The following is an 18,336-nucleotide window of genomic DNA, read 5'->3' as shown; positions in this document are numbered from 1 at the left end:
CTCTTCCCGTAACCAAGACTTCAGAATTTAGAGAACAAGAGAGAACAGGGACCATATGTCCAGCGAATCCTCCTTCGGCCTCATGCAGATCGGCCTCGCCACCGCGGAAGACATCCGTGGCTGGTCTTACGGTGAGGTCAAGAAGCCGGAAACCATCAACTACCGCACGCTCAAGCCTGAGAAGGACGGCCTCTTCTGCGAGAAGATCTTCGGCCCGTCCCGCGACTGGGAATGCTACTGCGGCAAGTACAAGCGCGTGCGCTTCAAGGGCATCATTTGCGAGCGTTGTGGCGTTGAAGTCACCCGCGCCAAGGTGCGTCGTGAGCGCATGGGCCACATCGAACTGGCCGCGCCTGTAACCCACATCTGGTACTTCAAGGGCGTTCCCTCGCGCTTGGGCTACCTTTTGGACCTGGCACCGAAGGACCTTGAGAAGGTCATCTACTTCGCTGCCTACATGATCACCAGCGTTGACACCGAAAGCCGTCACGCCGAACTGCCGAACCTCCAGGTTGAGCACGACCTTGAGAAGAAGCAGATGATCGACAACCGCGACAGCGACATCGCCACGATCGCCCGCGACCTTGAAGACGAGCTTGCCCGTCTCGAAGGCGAAGGCGCCAAGGCTGCCGACAAGAAGAAGGCCCGCGACTCTGCCGACCGCCAGATGGCGAACGTCCGTAAGCGTGCCGACGCCGACATCGAGCGCCTTGAGCAGGTCTGGGACCGCTTCAAGAACCTCAAGGTCGCCGACCTTGAAGGCGACGAGGGCCTGTACCGCGAACTGCGCGACCGTTACGGTCTGTACTTCGAGGGCTCCATGGGCGCCGAGGCAATCAAGAAGCGCCTCGAAACCTTTGACATGCAGGCTGAAGCCGAGTCCCTGCGCGACACCATCCAGAACGGCAAGGGTCAGCGCAAGACGCGTGCCCTGAAGCGCCTGAAGGTTGTCAACGCATTCCTGACCACCAACAACAGCCCCCTGGGCATGGTTCTGGACGCCGTCCCGGTGATCCCGCCGGAACTGCGCCCGATGGTCCAGCTGGATGGTGGCCGCTTCGCGACCTCCGACCTCAACGACCTCTACCGTCGTGTGATCAACCGCAACAACCGCCTCAAGCGACTGCTTGACCTGGGTGCTCCGGAGATCATCGTCAACAACGAGAAGCGCATGCTTCAGGAAGCTGTTGACAGCCTCTTCGACAACGGCCGTCGTGGCCGCCCCGTCACGGGTCCGGGCAACCGTCCCCTGAAGTCCCTGAGCGACATGCTCAAGGGCAAGCAGGGCCGCTTCCGCCAGAACCTGCTCGGCAAGCGCGTCGACTACTCCGGCCGTTCGGTCATCGTTGTCGGTCCGCAGCTGAAGCTGCACCAGTGTGGTCTGCCCAAGCAGATGGCCCTGGAGCTCTTCAAGCCGTTCGTGATGAAGCGCCTGGTTGACCTCAACCACGCCCAGAACATCAAGTCGGCGAAGCGCATGGTTGAGCGTTACCGTCCGCAGGTCTGGGACGTGCTGGAAGAGATCATCACCGAACACCCGGTGCTGCTCAACCGTGCACCTACCCTGCACCGCCTCGGCATCCAGGCCTTCGAACCGCAGCTTGTGGAAGGCAAGGCAATCCAGCTTCACCCGCTGGTTTGTGGCGCCTTCAACGCTGACTTCGACGGCGACCAGATGGCAGTCCACCTGCCGCTGAGCCCGGAAGCCCAGGCCGAAGCACGCATCCTGATGCTGTCCTCGAACAACATCCTGAAGCCGTCCGATGGCCGCCCGGTGACCCTGCCTTCGCAGGATATGATCATCGGTCTCTACCACCTGACCACCAAGCGTGTCGGTTCTGCCGGCGAAGGCCGTATCTTCTCCTCGGTTTCGGAAGCAATCATGGCGTACGACGCCCGTGAGCTGCACCTGAACTCCCAGGTCAAGATCCGCCTGGACGACTTCGTGCCGTACGCAGGTTGGGAAGCTCCGGAAGGTTGGGAGCCCGGTCAGCCGGCTCTCGTTGAAACCTCCCTCGGCCAGGTCATCTTCAACCAGACGCTGCCTGAGGATTACCCCTGGGTTGAGGCTGTTGCCGACAAGGGCGAACTGTCCCGGATCGTCAACGACCTTGCAGAGCGCTACCCGAAGGTTGTTACGGCGGCAACGCTGGATAACCTGAAGGATGCCGGTTTCTACTGGGCCACCCGTTCGGGTGTCACTGTGGCAATCTCCGACATCGAGGTGCCGACTTCCAAGCCCGCCATCCTGGCTGGTTACGAGAACATGGCTGCCAAGATCCAGGGCCAGTACGACAAGGGCCTGATCGACGACGACGAGCGTCGCCAGGAACTGATCGAGATCTGGAACAAGGCAACCAACGAGATCGCCCAGGCGATGCGCGACAGCCTGTCCCCGATGAACACCATCAACCGCATGGTGTCCTCCGGTGCACGTGGTAACTGGATGCAGGTCCGCCAGATCGCGGGTATCCGTGGTCTTGTGGCCAACCCGAAGGGTGAGATCATTCCTCGCCCGATCAAGTCCTCCTACCGTGAGGGCCTGTCGGTTCTGGAATACTTCATCGCCACGCACGGTGCCCGTAAGGGTCTGGCCGATACCGCTCTGCGTACCGCCAACTCGGGTTACCTGACCCGTCGTCTGGTGGACGTTTCGCAGGACGTCATCGTCCGTGAAGAGGACTGTGGCACTGAGCGCGGTCTGGTCACCCCGATCGCCGTGCCGGATTCCAACGGTGAGCTCGTCCTGGACGAGAACGTCGAGAACAGCGCCTACGCACGTACGCTGGCTGTCGACGTCGTCGATGCCCAGGGCAACGTCCTGGCTGCCGGCGGCACCGACTGCGGCGACGTCGTCATCGACCAGCTGCTGGCTGCAGGCATCACCGAGGTCAAGGTCCGCTCCGTACTCACCTGTGAGTCCAAGGTCGGCACCTGCGCGCTCTGCTACGGCCGTTCGCTGGCCACCGGCAAGACCGTTGACATCGGCGAGGCTGTTGGCATCATCGCCGCGCAGTCCATCGGTGAGCCCGGTACCCAGCTGACCATGCGTACGTTCCACACCGGTGGTGCTGTTTCCGCCGGTGGTGGCGACGACATCACCCAGGGTCTGCCCCGTATCCAGGAGCTCTTCGAAGCCCGTACTCCGAAGGGTGTCGCACCGATTGCTGAAGCAGCCGGCCGCATCACCATCGAAGAGTCCGAGCGCCAGATGCGCCTGGTCATCACTCCGGACGATGGTTCCGAAGAGATCGCCTACCCGGTGCTGCGCCGTTCCCGCCTCCTCATCGAGGATGGCGAGCACGTCAGCGTCGGCCAGAAGCTGATCAACGGTCCGGTGGACCCGAAGCAGGTTCTGCGCATCATGGGCCCGCGTGCCGCACAGAAGTTCCTCGTGGACGAAGTGCAGGGCGTTTACCGCAGCCAGGGTATTGGTATCCACGACAAGCACGTCGAGGTTATCGTCCGCCAGATGCTGCGCCGCGTGACCGTCATCGAGTCCGGCGACTCCGACTTGCTCCCCGGTGAGCTTGCAGAGCGCGCCCGCTTCGAAGACGAGAACCGCCGCGTCGTGTCCGAGGGCAAGTCCCCGGCTTCGGGTCGTCCGGAACTCATGGGTATCACCAAGGCTTCCTTGGCTACCGAGTCCTGGCTGTCGGCAGCTTCCTTCCAGGAGACCACCCGCGTCCTGACGCAGGCGGCCATGGAAGGCAAGAGCGATCCTCTGCTCGGCCTGAAGGAAAACGTCATCATCGGTAAGCTCATCCCGGCTGGTACGGGTCTGCCCCGCTACACAGAGGTCACTGTGGAGCCGACGGAAGAAGCAAAGGCAAGCCTGTTCACGGGCCCCAGCGCTTTCACCGACTTCTCCTATGACGCCCTGGGTGGCGACGGCGCTCCCGAGTTCCACGCCATCCCGCTGGATGACTACGATCTCGGCAACGACTTCCGCTAGAAGCGGCAGTCGGCGTTATGACGGTCAGGCCCCGCACTTTCGAGTGCGGGGCCTGGCCCGTTAACGTCGCTTTTCCCCGGGTACCCGGGGGAGCGGGGCGACGACGGCGGCAGTCACCTGCCGCCGTCGTCCTCCATACACCCGATTAAGGCTCCAGATCAAGCCGTGCTAGACTTTCTGTAATTGTTCTGTGTGGCAGTGGATGAAGGCCGCCGCAGCATCATTTTGGTTTTGTTCTCATGGTGCTGGGTGGAGCCTGTTTCCGGGTTGCGGGCAACATGCGCAACGAATGCCGCACTTTTGCACGCCTACCGGAGTTTCGGCCGGCTGCACGAGCAACGCCAAAGTTCCCACGTTTACACCGGCTGGCGCCTGTGTGTGGGGGCAGAGATCAAACAACGGAGAACACGAAAGTGCCTACGATTAACCAGCTGGTCCGCAAGGGCCGCACGCCGAAGGTCTCCAAGACCAAGGCTCCCGCGCTGAAGGGCAGCCCGATGCGCCGCGGTGTTTGCACCCGCGTTTACACCACCACCCCCAAGAAGCCGAACTCGGCTCTCCGTAAGGTGGCACGTGTGCGCCTCAACGGTGGCGTGGAAGTTACCGCTTACATCCCCGGTGTTGGCCACAACCTCCAGGAGCACTCCATCGTGCTCGTCCGTGGTGGTCGTGTGAAGGACCTTCCGGGTGTCCGCTACAAGATCGTCCGCGGCGCACTCGACACCCAGGGTGTCAAGAACCGCAAGCAGGCCCGCAGCCGTTACGGCGCAAAGATGGAGAAGAAGTAATATGCCTCGCAAGGGTCCGGCCCCGAAGCGGCCGCTAGTTTCCGATCCCGTTTACGGCTCCCCGTTGGTCACTCAGCTGATCAACAAGGTTCTGGTTGACGGCAAGAAGTCCACCGCAGAGCGCATCGTTTACGGCGCACTCGAAGGTGCACGTGCCAAGTCCGGCGGCGACCCCGTTGCCGCTCTCAAGAAGGCCATGGACAACGTCAAGCCTTCCCTCGAGGTGCGTTCACGCCGCGTTGGTGGCGCCACCTACCAGGTTCCGGTTGAGGTCAAGCCGGGCCGCTCCACCGCCCTCGCTCTGCGTTGGCTCGTGGGCTACTCCAAGGCCCGCCGGGAGAAGACCATGACCGAGCGCCTCCAGAACGAAATCCTGGATGCCTCCAACGGTCTCGGTGCCGCTGTCAAGCGTCGCGAAGACACCCACAAGATGGCCGAGTCGAACAAGGCCTTCGCACACTACCGCTGGTAAAACTTCCCGAACGCCGCCGGCTCCACCGAGCCGGCGGCGGACGTGTAGTCCATCCGAAAGGGAGACCCCGTGGCACAGGACGTGCTTACCGACCTTAACAAGGTCCGCAATATCGGCATCATGGCCCACATCGATGCCGGCAAGACCACCACTACCGAGCGCATCCTGTTCTACACGGGTGTGAACCACAAGATCGGCGAGACGCACGACGGCGCCTCGACGACTGACTGGATGGAACAGGAAAAGGAACGCGGCATCACCATCACGTCTGCCGCCGTGACTTGCTTCTGGAACCAGAACCAGATCAACATCATCGATACCCCGGGCCACGTGGACTTCACGGTCGAGGTTGAGCGCTCCCTGCGTGTCCTCGACGGCGCAGTCGCAGTGTTCGACGGCAAGGAAGGCGTGGAGCCGCAGTCCGAGACTGTTTGGCGCCAGGCTGACAAGTACAACGTTCCGCGTATCTGCTTCGTCAACAAGATGGACAAGCTGGGTGCCGACTTCTACTTCACCGTAGACACCATCATTTCCCGCCTTGGTGCCAAGCCGCTGGTCATGCAGCTGCCGATCGGTGCCGAGAACGACTTCATCGGTGTGGTTGACCTCCTCGAAATGCGCGCCCTGGTTTGGCCTGGCGACGCAAAGGGTGACGTCACCATGGGCGCTTCCTACGAAGTGCAGGAAATCCCGGCGGACCTCCAGGCCAAGGCCGAAGAGTACCGCGCACAGCTCGTTGAGACTGTGGCCGAGGCTTCCGAAGAACTCATGGAGAAGTACCTCGAAGGTGAAGAACTCACCCTTGAGGAACTCAAGGCCGGCATCCGCAAGATGACCATCAACTCCGAGCTCTACCCCGTGTTCTGTGGCTCTGCCTTCAAGAACCGCGGTGTACAGCCGATGCTTGACGCTGTTGTCGACTACCTGCCGAACCCGCTCGACGTCCCGCCGATGATCGGTCACGATCCCCGCGACGAAGAGAAGGAACTGACCCGCAAGCCGTCTGCAGACGAGCCGTTCTCGGCCCTCGCCTTCAAGATTGCTGCGCACCCGTTCTTCGGCCAGCTGACCTTCGTCCGCGTGTACTCCGGTCACGTTGAGGCCGGCGCCCAGGTGGTTAACTCCACCAAGGGCAAGAAAGAACGTATCGGCAAGCTGTTCCAGATGCACGCCAACAAGGAAATGCCTGTTGAAGGCGCTACCGCGGGCCACATCTACGCAGCCATCGGTCTGAAGGACACCACCACGGGTGACACCCTGTGTGATGCCAACAACCAGATCGTCCTCGAGTCCATGAGCTTCCCGGAGCCCGTGATCTCGGTTGCCATCGAGCCCAACACCAAGGGTGACCAGGAGAAGCTCTCCACGGCCATCCAGAAGCTCTCCGCCGAGGACCCGACCTTCCAGGTCTCCCTCAACGAAGACACGGGCCAGACCATCATCGCCGGCATGGGCGAGCTCCACCTGGACATCCTGGTGGACCGCATGCGCCGCGAATTCAAGGTCGAGGCAAACGTCGGCAAGCCGCAGGTTGCTTACCGCGAAACCATCAAGCGCGCAGTCGAGCGTCATGACTACACGCACAAGAAGCAGACCGGTGGTTCGGGCCAGTTCGCAAAGATCCAGATTGCGATCGAACCGATGGACACCTCTTCGGGCGAACTGTACGAGTTCGAGAACAAGGTCACTGGTGGCCGCGTTCCGCGCGAATACATCCCGTCTGTCGACGCCGGTATCCAGGATGCACTGAACGACGGCGTCCTGGCCGGTTACCCGGTTGTCGGCATCAAGGCCACGCTGATCGACGGCGCGTCCCACGATGTTGACTCCTCGGAAATGGCGTTCAAGATCGCCGGACGTATGGCTTTCAAGGAAGCTGCACGCAAGGCGAACCCTGTTCTGCTTGAACCGCTGATGGATGTTGAGGTCCGCACACCTGAGGAATACATGGGTGATGTTATTGGTGACCTGAACGCCCGCCGTGGCCAGATGCAGTCCATGGAGGACGCAGCAGGTGTGAAGGTTATCCGTGCACACGTTCCGCTGTCCGGCATGTTCGGCTACATCGGTGACCTGCGGTCCAAGACACAGGGTCGCGCCGTGTACTCCATGACGTTCAACAGCTACGCGGAGGTCCCGAAGGCAGTAGCCGACGAGATCATCCAGAAAACCCGCGGCGAGTAATCTCCCGGTAACGGATGCAATTCCGGTATCGGGAAGGCATCTAAGCGCTTGAGGCGGGGCTGTGGCGAGAGCCGCAGCCCGGCCCCTGCGCAAACAGGCTCTAGGAACTATCATTGGTTCCTGAATCTGCAATTTCACCAAAACCAAGCCCCCAAGTAGACTTGCTAAAGTTTCTGCCGCGAAAAGCGCGGCCGAGGAGCACTTCACTTGAAATCGTTCTAGGAGGAACCTGTGGCAAAGGCAAAGTTCGAGCGGACTAAGCCGCACGTCAACATCGGCACCATTGGTCACGTTGACCACGGTAAGACGACGCTGACTGCCGCCATTTCCAAGGTGCTGTACGACCAGTACCCGGATCTCAACGAGCAGCGCGACTTCGCGTCGATCGACTCCGCTCCGGAAGAGCGCCAGCGCGGTATTACCATCAACATCTCCCACGTGGAGTACCAGACCGAGAAGCGCCACTACGCACACGTAGACGCCCCCGGTCACGCTGACTACATCAAGAACATGATCACCGGTGCTGCCCAGATGGACGGCGCAATCCTCGTGGTTGCTGCAACCGATGGTCCGATGGCTCAGACCCGTGAGCACGTTCTGCTCGCCCGCCAGGTTGGTGTTCCCTACCTGCTGGTCGCACTGAACAAGTCCGACATGGTTGATGACGAAGAACTCCTCGACCTCGTCGAAATGGAAGTTCGTGAGCTCCTGAGCTCGCAGGGCTTCGATGGCGATGAGGCTCCGGTTGTTCGCGTTTCCGGTCTCAAGGCTCTGGAAGGCGACCCGGTTTGGGTCAAGTCCGTCCAGGACCTGATGGCAGCTGTCGACGAGTCCGTTCCGGACCCCGTACGTGACCGCGACAAGCCGTTCCTGATGCCGATCGAAGACGTCTTCACGATCACCGGTCGTGGAACCGTTGTTACGGGCCGCGCCGAGCGTGGAACCCTCGCCATCAACTCCGAGGTCGAGATCGTTGGCATCCGCCCGATCCAGAAGACCACGGTTACCGGTATCGAGATGTTCCACAAGCAGCTCGACGAAGCATGGGCCGGCGAGAACTGTGGCCTCCTGCTCCGCGGTCTCAAGCGCGACGATGTCGAGCGTGGCCAGGTTGTCGTCAAGCCGGGTTCCATCACCCCGCACACCGACTTCGAGGCAAACGTCTACATCCTTTCCAAGGACGAAGGCGGACGTCACAACCCGTTCTACTCCAACTACCGCCCGCAGTTCTACTTCCGTACCACGGACGTAACCGGCGTTATCACCCTGCCGGAAGGCACGGAAATGGTTATGCCTGGCGACAACACTGAGATGACCGTTGCGCTCATCCAGCCGATCGCTATGGAAGAGGGCCTCGGCTTCGCTATCCGCGAAGGCGGCCGCACCGTTGGTTCGGGACGTGTCACCAAGATCATCAAGTAGTCACTGCTTGTAGATCGGTGATCTCCCGGCCCAGCCGGTAGTTTGCTCGGAAGAACCCCACCGCTTCTGTGGTGGGGTTCTTCTTTGCTATTATTTATCTATCGAATGGATAAAACGCTGGTTGACGCCCTATGCCAGTGATACCGAGGAGTCACAATGAACGCCCTGCTGATCGTGATGCTTCTTGCCATAGCCGGGGTGGTCGGCAATGCATTGGGCCGGAGCCAAGGGCGCCGGGCGGCGCTTCGCGATGGCACCCGCCCCGGGATGCCGAGCGCCCAGTACCAGGCGGGCTACCTGGCCGGACATATGGCAGGTTGGCGTGACGCCGAGGCCAAGCGCCAAGGGAGCAGTGCACAGCCACCGGCACAGCCTGCGCCTGCCATTGTCCTGCCCACGAGCCAGGGGACTGTTGCACCCCAGCCCGTCCCTGTGCCGTTCCCACCCGGGCGCCCTTCGTATGCAGGGCCAGCGCCCGTACATCAGCGGCCGGCCCAGCCGGCAGGAGCCCCGGTGCAGGGGCCGCCACCGGTGCAGGGTCCGCCCCCGGTGCAGGGACCACCGCCGGTGCGGGAGTCGCCCGCAGAGGTGGCGGCGAGGAAAGCCCGCCGCGACCAACAGAACATCAACATCACCCTCTATGTCGCCAGCCTCCTGTTGGTGGCCGCGGGGGCCCTGTTTGTAGGAACCAGTCTTCCGGAACTGTTCCGTTTCGCGGGGATCTGGTTCATCACGGCGTTGTTCTACGTCTCGGGATTGGTTATCCATGCGAAGATCCCGCGACTGCGGCCGGCGGCCACGGCCTTTGTAGGGACCGGACTCGCCCTCATTCCCGTTACCGGCCTTGCCATGTACAACTTCGTTCTGCACAACGGCCCCGCTGCCTGGCTGGCCACCTCATTGCTGGGGACCGCGGTCTATGCGTATACGGCGGTCAAGCTGGACAACAAGATCCTGGCCTACTTGTCGATCAGTTTCGTTGTCTCCACCGCATGGTCGGGAGTCTCCATCCTTGGCGGTGCGCTGGTGTGGTATTTTACTGCGCTCATCGGTGTTGCCATCGTCCTGACATTGGGTGCGTTGCTTCGTCCACGTTGGATTCCTCCGCTTTACGTGCGCCCCCTGATGGTGCTGCACCCCTATGTTGTTCCGCTGGTGGCCTTGGCAGTGACCTGCACGCCGCACCTTTTGTCCCACGGTGAGTATGCCCTGGTGATGCTGATGTGTGGTTGCTACTTCACAGTGATGGTCCTGGTGCCCCGCGCCCGGTACAGGCTTCAACACTTCTATGCGGCCAGGGCGGCGCTGACCCTGTCCTTCCTGGGTCTGGTGTGGGATGCCACAGCCGACGTCAGCGCAGTGCTGCTGGCGGCGGTGCTCTGCCTCGGCGTCCAGTCACTGGGGGTTGCGTTCGGTGGCGCCATGCTGGCTCCCCGCCTGCGATGGAATGACGCGGTGTCGTGCTGGGGCCTGCAACTGGCGGCCGCTGCCGTACTGACGGCGGCTCTGGGCTTCGGCAACTTCGATCTCCCCGTCCAGATGCCCCTGTACGTGAGCATGCTGACCTCCATGGTGTTGGGTTGGAGGCTTGCCAGGGGACCGGTGCCCGCCGCCGCTGTCCTTTTTGCGCCAGCTGCCGTCGCGGGGACCGGCCTCGTCTTCGCAGTCCTGTTGGGGGCACTGCCGGTTGCCGTGCTCTTGGCAGCGGCTGGTTCCTACTGGCTTCTGACCGCTTTGCTTCGACCAGCAGCCAACCGTCAGCACTTGGTCCTGGCTGGCCGGATAGCACTGACCGCGGCCGTCCCCAGTACTGTGGCAGCCATCTTTGAGCACAGCCAGGAAAGGGCTGCCTACACCCTGCTGGCGCTTATTGCTGCGGCGGCCGTTCAGGAACTTGGCAGTGCAATAATGAGGCGGCGCGGTGTCCGGCTTGTGGCACCGCAGGCAACTGCAGCTGTGTTCGGGGGCGTCGCGATGGCCACGCTCCTGCTGCTGCCCTTCGTTGACCACGCCGCGGGGCGTCCGAGTGTTTCGGTGGCGGTTCTTTTGGTCCTGGCCGCGGGGCTGGCCTCCGGAATGCTGCTTTTGCCCTCGGGAAAGGGCGTCGGAACCGGCCGGGAGACGTGGACGCCAACCGTCGGGGAGGTGCTGGCCCCCGTCACTGCCATCGTTGCCGGTGCCGTAGCCGCCGCTGCTGCTGTATCACTCACATTGGCCAACTTGGTGCTCCTGGTAACAACCGCATACTTCGGCGTTACCGCGCTGCGGGTCCGGTCGGCGAATCCTCGCCAGGGGTACTGGTGGCTTGCACGCGCGGCCGGAACCTTGCTGATGGCCTCTGCCTATGTGGACGCGCTGCGTGGTGGGTGGAACCTGCAGATCGCGGGGGAGACCCCTGGCGTTCCGCTTGTCGTAGCAGTTGCTGCAGCATTGCAGTTGGCTTTCCCCCTGACAGGCCGGTTCCAGCAAAGGTTCCCTCGGGCTTCCGTGGTGGACGCAGCGGTGACGGTCGCGGTCATGGCGGGAGCCACCACCGCATTGTCGTTTGCTGTGGCAGCGGGAGGGTGGTTGCCCAGGGACAGTTGGCAAGCAGGGGTGGCAGCCGTCGCCACCGCTTTCGCTGCGGCGGCGTGCACCGTGGCCCTGCGTGGTCGCGCTGGCGCCTGGATTTTTGCTCCGGCAGCGTTGGCACTGCTTTTGCCGCTTCGGCTCGGGCACGTCCGCGACGTCGAGATCCTCCTGGGCATCTTTGCCGGCTGCAGCGCCGTCATGATGGGCCTGGCCCGGGATTCCCGCATACGTGGCGCCTATCTGCTGGGGCTTCGGATTCTCGGGGCGTCCCTCATCACCGTAGTGGTGGCGGACGCTACGGACTCGTCGGCTGCTGTGACCATCGTGCTGGCCCTGCTTCTGCTGCTCCAGCACCTTGTGACCTTATATCTGCGTCACCGCCACGTTGATGTTGCCTTCCAACAACCGACGACGTGGGCCGCCTTGGGTGCGCAACTGTTGCTTCCTTTGACCTACTTGGCGTCCGGGGATTACGACGGCGGCGGCCGTTGGGTGGTCATGGCCTGCTTGGTCATCGTCCCGGCAGCGGTGGCTATCGCCTGGCGGTTCCTTGGGCTCCGTGGCGCCCAATACCTGGGTGCCGCTGCTGTCGGGGTCCTGGTACTGGTTTCGGGGCCGGCGCTTCGATTCCCTTCTTATACGTGGCTGGCCCAGCCGCTCTTGAATGGGTCGCAGGTGCCCGTGGCCTTGTTCGGACTCGCTGCTTGCCTGGTTGTCTTCCGGATTGCCTTCCCGCCGCGGATCCAAAAGCCTGGCTCGACGACCCTGATCGCGGCGGAGCGCTGGTTCTGGTTGGCGTCGTCGCTGGCCTTCGTTCTCGTCGGCGGTGTGCTGACCTTGCGCATTGACTACGCCCTGACCGGGTTGTCGGTGCTGACACTGGCCGGCGTCCTGTTCGCTGCCTCCCACGTGGAACGCCTGCCTCGTCTTTACGCTGCGGCCGCACCAGCGGCCCTGTTTGGTGCGGTACCCGCCGTCGAGGGCTTGCTCCGCAACCTGCCGTCGGACGTGTGGGCCCACTACGCCGTCTGGCTCCTGGGCGCCGGAGGTACGGCAGCCGGCTTGTACGCGGCGAAGGTCTTTGGCCCGCCTTCGATTCGCCGTCAGCTATGGCGCCAGAGATCCCTGGCCGGCACCGCGGTCGCCGGCCTGGCGACCGCGGCGGTGGCGGGTATGATCCACGACGAGACTGCCCTGATGGCCTTCGTAGTGGTGTTGGCTGCGGGCGCAGTGGTGGTGGCTGAAGTTCCCCGAGGGAAATGGCTGGCCGGAGAAGTTGCCGGGGTGATAGCCGTGGCTGCCCTGCAGCGGGCTTTGCTGTTCGTTGGTGGTGCCAGCCCCGACTGGTTCTGGACTGCCCAGTGGTACGTCGTGGCAGCTGCTGTTTTGGCAGGACTGCGCTACATCAGGGGACAGCGCGGGGAAGGCCTGCTGCGCCTGTGCATCGGAGCCGGGATCCTGTCCCTGACATCCGCGGGCACCATCTTCGGTGGAAGCTCCGGGCAGCAACTCTATGTACTTGTGGCACACGTGGTGCTGCTCGCCGTGGGACTTGTCGTAGCCGAGCGCCTGCTGGTGGCTTGGGGGGCCATCGGCGTGGTGCTGAGCATCATGTGGGCGCTTCGCACCTATGCCTTCGCAATGCTGGCCCTGGTAGCCGTGGGCCTCATTGTGCTTGCGGTGTGGCGCTTGAACCGTAAGCCGCCCGCTGGTCCCCAAGGCCCGGCCGCCGACGATGGTTCGGATGACACGGCGTCCTCGCGGGGCTATGGTGGCGTCCGATAGGGTTGGATTCTACGAAGAGGAGCACGGTGTGGAATTCCTGATTTTCCTGGCAGTGATAGCGGCCATCGGCGGTGGGGTGCTGTGGGGGCGCAAGAACTTCCGGCAAGAGATCGAGCGTGCCAAGCGCATCCGGCGCGCCAACAAGAACCAGTAGCTTCGGGCGGTGACGCCGGCTGCCTGACCAGCGCCCGCGGTCAAACCCGATAGCGATTTAACCCGGTAGCGATTTAACCCTGCTGCGCTACTCGTTGCGGCTACGCGCGCGAGCCAGCGCCCTGAGCCAGTAGAACGATTCCTTCGGGGTCCGTTCCAGGGTTTCAAAGTCAACGTGGACCAGGCCGAACCTCTGCGAGTAGCCCGCTGCCCACTCGAAGTTGTCCAGGAGCGTCCACACGTAATAACCGCGCAGATCCACGCCTTCCGCAGCGCCGCCGGGACCCGTCGCGGTGACGGCGTGGCCCAGATGCTCAGCCAGATACGCGATGCGGTTGGTGTCCGGGACAGGTCCGTCGACATGGGCGGGCTCCGGGAAACTCGCGCCGCCCTCCGTGATGAAAATTGGTGGCAGGGCCTCCCCGTACCGCTGCTTCATCTCCTGGAGAACCGTGGCGAGTTGTTCCGGGGCCTCGGGCCAGCCGAAGCCGGTGGTCTCGTACTCTTGGTAGGCGGCAAGGTGGAAAGGGATGTTGGCCATCTCTTCTGCCTGCCCGGTAGGGATCTCGGCAGGCCCCCGCCCGGAAGCCACCTTGATGGGGTAGTAGTAGTTCAAGCCGTAGAAATCCAAGGGCTGGTTTATTGTCTCGAGGTCACCGTCGAGCACGGGACCCAGGGAGCGGAACCAAGGCCACAGGGGAAGCGAAGGCTTGGGGTATTGGCCAAGAAGGACCGCGTCGGCGTAAATGCGGTTCAGTATCAGGTCCAAGGCCTCAGCCATCAGACGGTCCGAGAGCCGGTTGCTGGCCGGCCGTACGGGGGAGTGCATATTGGACAGACCGATCTTGCCCTTGGCCCCCTCTGCCCTGAGTGCTTTGACTGCCAAGCCATGGCCCAGCAGCTGATGATGGGCTGCAGGCAGGCTGTCGAACAGGAGCTGGCGGCCCGGGGCGTGCGCACCCAATGCGTAACCCTGCAGGGTAACGGAAACGGGCTCGTTCACTGTGACCCAGTGGTCCACCCGGTCGCCGAACCGGCGTGCGGCCACAGCGGCATACTCGGCGAGCCTCTGGGCAGTGTCCCTGTTCATCCAGCCGCCCTCATGTTCAAGGGCCAACGGGGTGTCCCAGTGGTACAGGGTGACCATGGGTGAAATGCCGGCGGCCAGGAGCTTGTCCAACAAGCGGTCGTAAAAGTCCAGGCCGCGCTGGTTGACCGCGCCCCGACCGTCGGGTTGGATCCTCGGCCATGACAATGACAAACGGTAGGAATCGACGCCCAGCTCCTGCATCAGGGCTATGTCTTCATCCGCGCGGTTGTAATGGTCGCACGCCACGGTGGGGGAGCCGCCGTCGACGATTGCTCCTGGCTTTTCCGCGAAAGCGTCCCACCCGGACGGGCCGCGTCCATCAGCCGTGAGGGAACCCTCAATCTGGAAGGCGGCCGCCGCTACCCCTAATGTGAAACCAGGCCGCAGGCGTGCAGCGAGATCTTCCACTGAGCCTGAATCCTGGACGGACATGCCACCATCATCCCCAGTTGGCGGGGGCCGGGCAATGCCCAATGCGGGCCGATTGGCCTTTGCTCCGGATTTCCGCCATACTGGATGAGTTGTTCAAGCGCTTCTTCGTGTCCCGATCCGGATAATGCCGGGTGTCAGGGTCCAGGTTGAAGCCCAAACATAACCCTGAACCCCATGGAATGCGGTCGAGTCTGCGTGGAAATCGCGACACGCCCGACCGCGGGGGTCGGTGCGCCGGCAGGTTGAGGAACCCGGGAATATCCGGATTCAGCTTGTGCGGCGTGTGGTGGTAAAACCTCAAACGCCTCGGCGGCCACATCAACAGGTAAGTAAACAGAGCAGCCCTAACTAGAGCAGCACTAGCTGAAAGAGAGTCAGGCGACATGGCGGGACAAAAAATCCGCATCCGGCTGAAGTCATATGACCACGAGGTCATTGATGTTTCAGCGCGGAAGATCGTTGAGACGGTCACGCGCGCAGGCGCAACGGTAGTCGGCCCGGTGCCGCTGCCCACGGAGAAGAACGTTTACTGCGTTATTCGCTCTCCTCACAAGTACAAGGACAGCCGTGAGCACTTCGAAATGCGTACTCACAAGCGTCTGATCGACATCATCGACCCCACGCCGAAGGCCGTTGACTCGCTTATGCGTCTCGACCTGCCTGCAGACGTGAACATCGAAATCAAGCTCTAGGGAGGTGCTGAGAGACTATGACCGCAACCCGTAACGTAAAGGGCCTGCTGGGCACGAAGCTCGGCATGACCCAGGTCTGGGACGAGAACAACAAGCTCATCCCGGTAACTGTCGTCCAGGCTGACTCCAACGTCATCACGCAGCTGCGCAACGCAGATGTCGATGGCTATGTCGCCGTCCAGATCGGCTACGGCCAGATCGACCCCCGCAAGGTCACCAAGCCGCTGGCTGGTCACTTTGAAAAGGCTGGCGTTACCCCTCGCCGCCACGTCGTCGAACTGCGTACCGCAGACGCCGCATCCTACGAGCTGGGCCAGGAGCTCTCTGTTGAGATCTTCGAAGCCGGCCAGAAGATCGACGTCGTCGGCACCTCCAAGGGTAAGGGCTTCGCCGGTGTTATGAAGCGTCACGGCTTCCACGGCGTTGGCGCTTCCCACGGTGCCCACAAGAACCACCGTAAGCCTGGCTCCATCGGTGGCGCATCCACCCCGAGCCGCGTCTTCAAGGGCCTGAAAATGGCCGGCCGCATGGGCGCCGAGCGTCACACCACGCTGAACCTCACGGTTCACGCTGTTGACGTTGAGAAGTCGCTGCTCCTTATCAAGGGTGCCGTCCCCGGTGCCCGCGGCCAGGTCGTACTCGTACGCACCGCCGTGAAGGGAGCCTAGTTCAATGACTAGCACTGTCAAGGTAGACCTGCCTGCAGAGATCTTCGACGTCCAGACCAACGTGCCGCTGCTGCACCAGGTCGTCGTCGCACAGCTCGCTGCTGCTCGCCAGGGTACTCACAAGACGAAGACCCGCGCCGAGGTTTCCGGTGCAGGTCGCAAGCCGTTCAAGCAGAAGGGCACCGGCCGCGCCCGTCAGGGTTCCATCCGTGCTCCTCACATGACCGGCGGTGGCGTTGTCCACGGTCCGACACCTCGTGACTACAGCCAGCGCACCCCCAAGAAGATGAAGGCTGCTGCACTCCGCGGCGCCCTGTCTGACCGCGCCCGCAACGGACGCATCCACGTCATCGCTGAACTGGTAGCCGGCACCAAGCCGTCCGCCAAGGACGCACTGGCTTCGCTGCGCTCTGTCACTGAGCGCAAGAACCTGCTCGTCGTTATCGAGCGCGCCAACGATGTTGCTGCACTTTCCGTGCGCAACCTCCAGGATGTTCACGTTCTGTACGCAGACCAGCTGAACACCTACGACGTGCTCATCTCCGACGACGTGGTCTTCACAAAGGCTGCTTTCGAGGCGTTCGTCGCTGACAAGGCAAAGAACGAGGAGGCCTCCAAGTGAGCGTAACCACCATCAAGGATCCGCGCGACGTCGTGCTTGCACCCGTCGTTTCGGAAAAGAGCTACGGTCTGATCGACGAAGGCAAGTACACCTTCCTGGTGGACCCTCGCTCGAACAAGACCGAGATCAAGCTGGCCGTAGAGAAGATCTTCTCGGTCAAAGTTGACTCGATCAACACCATCAACCGTGCCGGTAAGCGCAAGCGCACCAAATTCGGCTGGGGACAGCGCAAGAGCACCAAGCGTGCGATTGTCACCCTCAAAGAAGGCACAATCGACATCTTCGGCGGTCCGCTCGCGTAGCGGAGACCACTTTAACGAGGAAATAAATTATGGGAATCCGTAAATACAAGCCGACTACCCCGGGCCGTCGCGGCTCGAGCGTAGCCGACTTTGCTGAAATCACGCGATCGACTCCGGAAAAGTCGTTGCTGCGTCCGCTGCACAAGACCGGCGGCCGTAACAACTCCGGTAAGATCACCACCCGTCACAAGGGTGGTGGGCACAAGCGCCAGTACCGTCTGATCGACTTCCGTCGTCACGACAAGGACGGCATCAACGCCCGCGTTGCCGAAATCGAGTACGACCCGAACCGCACGGCTCGCATCGCACTCCTGCACTACGTTGATGGCACCAAGCGTTACATCATCGCCCCCAACAAGCTGTCCCAGGGTGACTTCGTCGAGGCTGGCCCCGACGCTGACATCAAGCCGGGCAACAACCTGCCGCTGCGCAACATCCCGGTTGGTACCGTAATCCACGCAGTTGAACTGCGTCCGGGTGGCGGCGCCAAGATGGCACGTTCCGCAGGTGCTTCGGTACAGCTCGTTGCCAAGGAAGGCCGTTTCGCCCAGCTGCGTCTGCCCTCCGGTGAAATCCGCAACGTTGACGTGCGCTGCCGCGCAACCGTCGGCGAGGTCGGCAACGCCGAGCAGTCGAACATCAACTGGGGCAAGGCCGGCCGCATGCGCTGGAAGGGCGTTCGCCCGACCGTCCGTGGTGTAGCCATGAACCCGGTTGACCACCCGCACGGTGGTGGTGAAGGTAAGACTTCCGGTGGACGTCACCCGGTTAACCCGAACGGCAAGCCTGAGGGCCGTACCCGCCGTCCGAACAAAGAGAGCGACAAGCTTATTGTTCGTCGCCGCCGTACTGGCAAGAACAAGCGATAGGAGCCTGGACACATGCCACGCAGCCTGAAAAAAGGTCCTTTCGTTGACCAGCACCTCTTTGTGAAGGTCGCACGGGAAAACGATAAGGGCACCAAGAACGTCATCAAGACCTGGTCCCGTCGTTCGATGATCATCCCCGACATGCTCGGGCACACGATCGCCGTACACGACGGACGCAAGCACATCCCGGTGTTTGTCACAGAGTCGATGGTCGGGCACAAGCTCGGCGAATTCGCTCCCACGCGGACATTCCGCGGCCATGTTAAGGACGACCGTAAGGGCAAGCGCCGCTAAGGCGCCTGACTTTACGTCTTAGACGAGAGAAGGAAAG

At 62.3% G+C, this 18,336-nt stretch carries 14 protein-coding genes; 13 read left to right on the top strand and 1 reads right to left on the bottom strand.

The window, feature by feature from the left end; translation table 11 throughout:
* The first annotated feature begins 55 nt into the window (after window positions 1–55).
* The 7 genes from HMI60_RS14320 (at window position 56) to HMI60_RS21180 (ending at window position 13,331) form a co-directional block, all read left to right on the top strand.
* Complete coding sequence (locus tag HMI60_RS14320; protein WP_018776691.1) at window positions 56–3,955, top strand: DNA-directed RNA polymerase subunit beta'; 3,900 nt, start codon at window positions 56–58, stop codon at window positions 3,953–3,955.
* Between the two features lie 413 nt (window positions 3,956–4,368).
* Entirely contained in the window at window positions 4,369–4,743 is a 375-nt protein-coding gene (gene rpsL / locus HMI60_RS14315) for a 30S ribosomal protein S12 (RefSeq protein ID WP_009358312.1), read from the top strand.
* A 1-nt stretch (window position 4,744) separates the two neighbouring features.
* The gene (gene rpsG / locus HMI60_RS14310; RefSeq protein ID WP_003803829.1) at window positions 4,745–5,215 is read left to right on the top strand and encodes a 30S ribosomal protein S7; all 471 of its coding nucleotides are present in this window, start codon (window positions 4,745–4,747) and stop codon (window positions 5,213–5,215) included.
* 69 nt (window positions 5,216–5,284) lie between these two features.
* On the top strand, window positions 5,285–7,399 hold the full coding sequence (gene fusA / locus HMI60_RS14305) for an elongation factor G (protein WP_018776690.1): 2,115 nt from the start codon (window positions 5,285–5,287) through the stop codon (window positions 7,397–7,399).
* Window positions 7,400–7,630: 231 nt separating this feature from the next.
* Window positions 7,631–8,821, top strand: coding sequence for an elongation factor Tu (tuf, locus tag HMI60_RS14300; protein WP_018776689.1), 1,191 nt, complete (start codon window positions 7,631–7,633; stop codon window positions 8,819–8,821).
* A 156-nt stretch (window positions 8,822–8,977) separates the two neighbouring features.
* A complete protein-coding gene (locus HMI60_RS14295; RefSeq protein ID WP_227453539.1) occupies window positions 8,978–13,177 on the top strand; it encodes a hypothetical protein in 4,200 nt (1,399 codons plus the stop codon).
* A gap of 28 nt (window positions 13,178–13,205) precedes the next feature.
* Complete coding sequence (locus HMI60_RS21180; RefSeq protein ID WP_255520211.1) at window positions 13,206–13,331, top strand: hypothetical protein; 126 nt, start codon at window positions 13,206–13,208, stop codon at window positions 13,329–13,331.
* A gap of 87 nt (window positions 13,332–13,418) precedes the next feature.
* Here HMI60_RS21180 and HMI60_RS14290 read toward each other — a convergent pair whose 3' ends face one another.
* Window positions 13,419–14,852, bottom strand: a complete 1,434-nt coding sequence (locus HMI60_RS14290; protein WP_018776686.1) for a GH1 family beta-glucosidase — start codon at window positions 14,850–14,852, stop codon at window positions 13,419–13,421.
* 383 nt (window positions 14,853–15,235) lie between these two features.
* On the opposite strand from HMI60_RS14290, the gene rpsJ reads away from it, so the two are divergent.
* Genes rpsJ through rpsS form a run of 6 tightly spaced genes read left to right on the top strand, consistent with a single transcriptional unit; the run spans window position 15,236 to window position 18,299 of the window.
* Window positions 15,236–15,544 (top strand): 30S ribosomal protein S10, encoded by a 309-nt coding sequence (gene rpsJ, locus HMI60_RS14285; RefSeq protein ID WP_003803825.1) that lies wholly within the window; start codon window positions 15,236–15,238, stop codon window positions 15,542–15,544.
* 17 nt (window positions 15,545–15,561) lie between these two features.
* The gene (gene rplC, locus HMI60_RS14280) at window positions 15,562–16,212 is read left to right on the top strand and encodes a 50S ribosomal protein L3 (protein ID WP_018776685.1); all 651 of its coding nucleotides are present in this window, start codon (window positions 15,562–15,564) and stop codon (window positions 16,210–16,212) included.
* A gap of 4 nt (window positions 16,213–16,216) precedes the next feature.
* Complete coding sequence (gene rplD / locus HMI60_RS14275; protein WP_018776684.1) at window positions 16,217–16,834, top strand: 50S ribosomal protein L4; 618 nt, start codon at window positions 16,217–16,219, stop codon at window positions 16,832–16,834.
* On the top strand, window positions 16,831–17,136 hold the full coding sequence (rplW, locus tag HMI60_RS14270; RefSeq protein ID WP_011775593.1) for a 50S ribosomal protein L23: 306 nt from the start codon (window positions 16,831–16,833) through the stop codon (window positions 17,134–17,136). The genes rplD and rplW overlap by 4 nt, the downstream gene beginning before the upstream one ends.
* A 29-nt stretch (window positions 17,137–17,165) precedes the next feature.
* Window positions 17,166–18,005, top strand: a complete 840-nt coding sequence (gene rplB / locus HMI60_RS14265; protein ID WP_011775592.1) for a 50S ribosomal protein L2 — start codon at window positions 17,166–17,168, stop codon at window positions 18,003–18,005.
* Between the two features lie 12 nt (window positions 18,006–18,017).
* The gene (gene rpsS, locus HMI60_RS14260; protein ID WP_011775591.1) at window positions 18,018–18,299 is read left to right on the top strand and encodes a 30S ribosomal protein S19; all 282 of its coding nucleotides are present in this window, start codon (window positions 18,018–18,020) and stop codon (window positions 18,297–18,299) included.
* Window positions 18,300–18,336 lie beyond the last annotated feature (37 nt).

Source organism: Paenarthrobacter sp. YJN-D (assembly GCF_015040335.1).
GTDB lineage: Bacteria > Actinomycetota > Actinomycetes > Actinomycetales > Micrococcaceae > Arthrobacter > Arthrobacter nicotinovorans.
Note: the sequence above shows the minus strand (reverse complement) of the source record. Positions and strands in the feature narration are given on the sequence as shown.

Excerpts from the sequence above, each read along its gene's own strand:
- HMI60_RS14295 (WP_227453539.1), top strand. The coding sequence starts at position 8,978 with ATGAACGCCCTGCTGATCGTGATGCTTCTTGCCATAGCCGGGGTGGTC.
- rpsS (WP_011775591.1), top strand. The coding sequence starts at position 18,018 with ATGCCACGCAGCCTGAAAAAAGGTCCTTTCGTTGACCAGCACCTCTTT.
- rplB (WP_011775592.1), top strand. The coding sequence starts at position 17,166 with ATGGGAATCCGTAAATACAAGCCGACTACCCCGGGCCGTCGCGGCTCG.
- HMI60_RS14290 (WP_018776686.1), bottom strand. The coding sequence starts at position 14,852 with ATGTCCGTCCAGGATTCAGGCTCAGTGGAAGATCTCGCTGCACGCCTG.
- rplC (WP_018776685.1), top strand. The coding sequence starts at position 15,562 with ATGACCGCAACCCGTAACGTAAAGGGCCTGCTGGGCACGAAGCTCGGC.
- HMI60_RS14320 (WP_018776691.1), top strand. The coding sequence starts at position 56 with ATGTCCAGCGAATCCTCCTTCGGCCTCATGCAGATCGGCCTCGCCACC.
- rpsJ (WP_003803825.1), top strand. The coding sequence starts at position 15,236 with ATGGCGGGACAAAAAATCCGCATCCGGCTGAAGTCATATGACCACGAG.
- rplD (WP_018776684.1), top strand. The coding sequence starts at position 16,217 with ATGACTAGCACTGTCAAGGTAGACCTGCCTGCAGAGATCTTCGACGTC.
- rpsG (WP_003803829.1), top strand. The coding sequence starts at position 4,745 with ATGCCTCGCAAGGGTCCGGCCCCGAAGCGGCCGCTAGTTTCCGATCCC.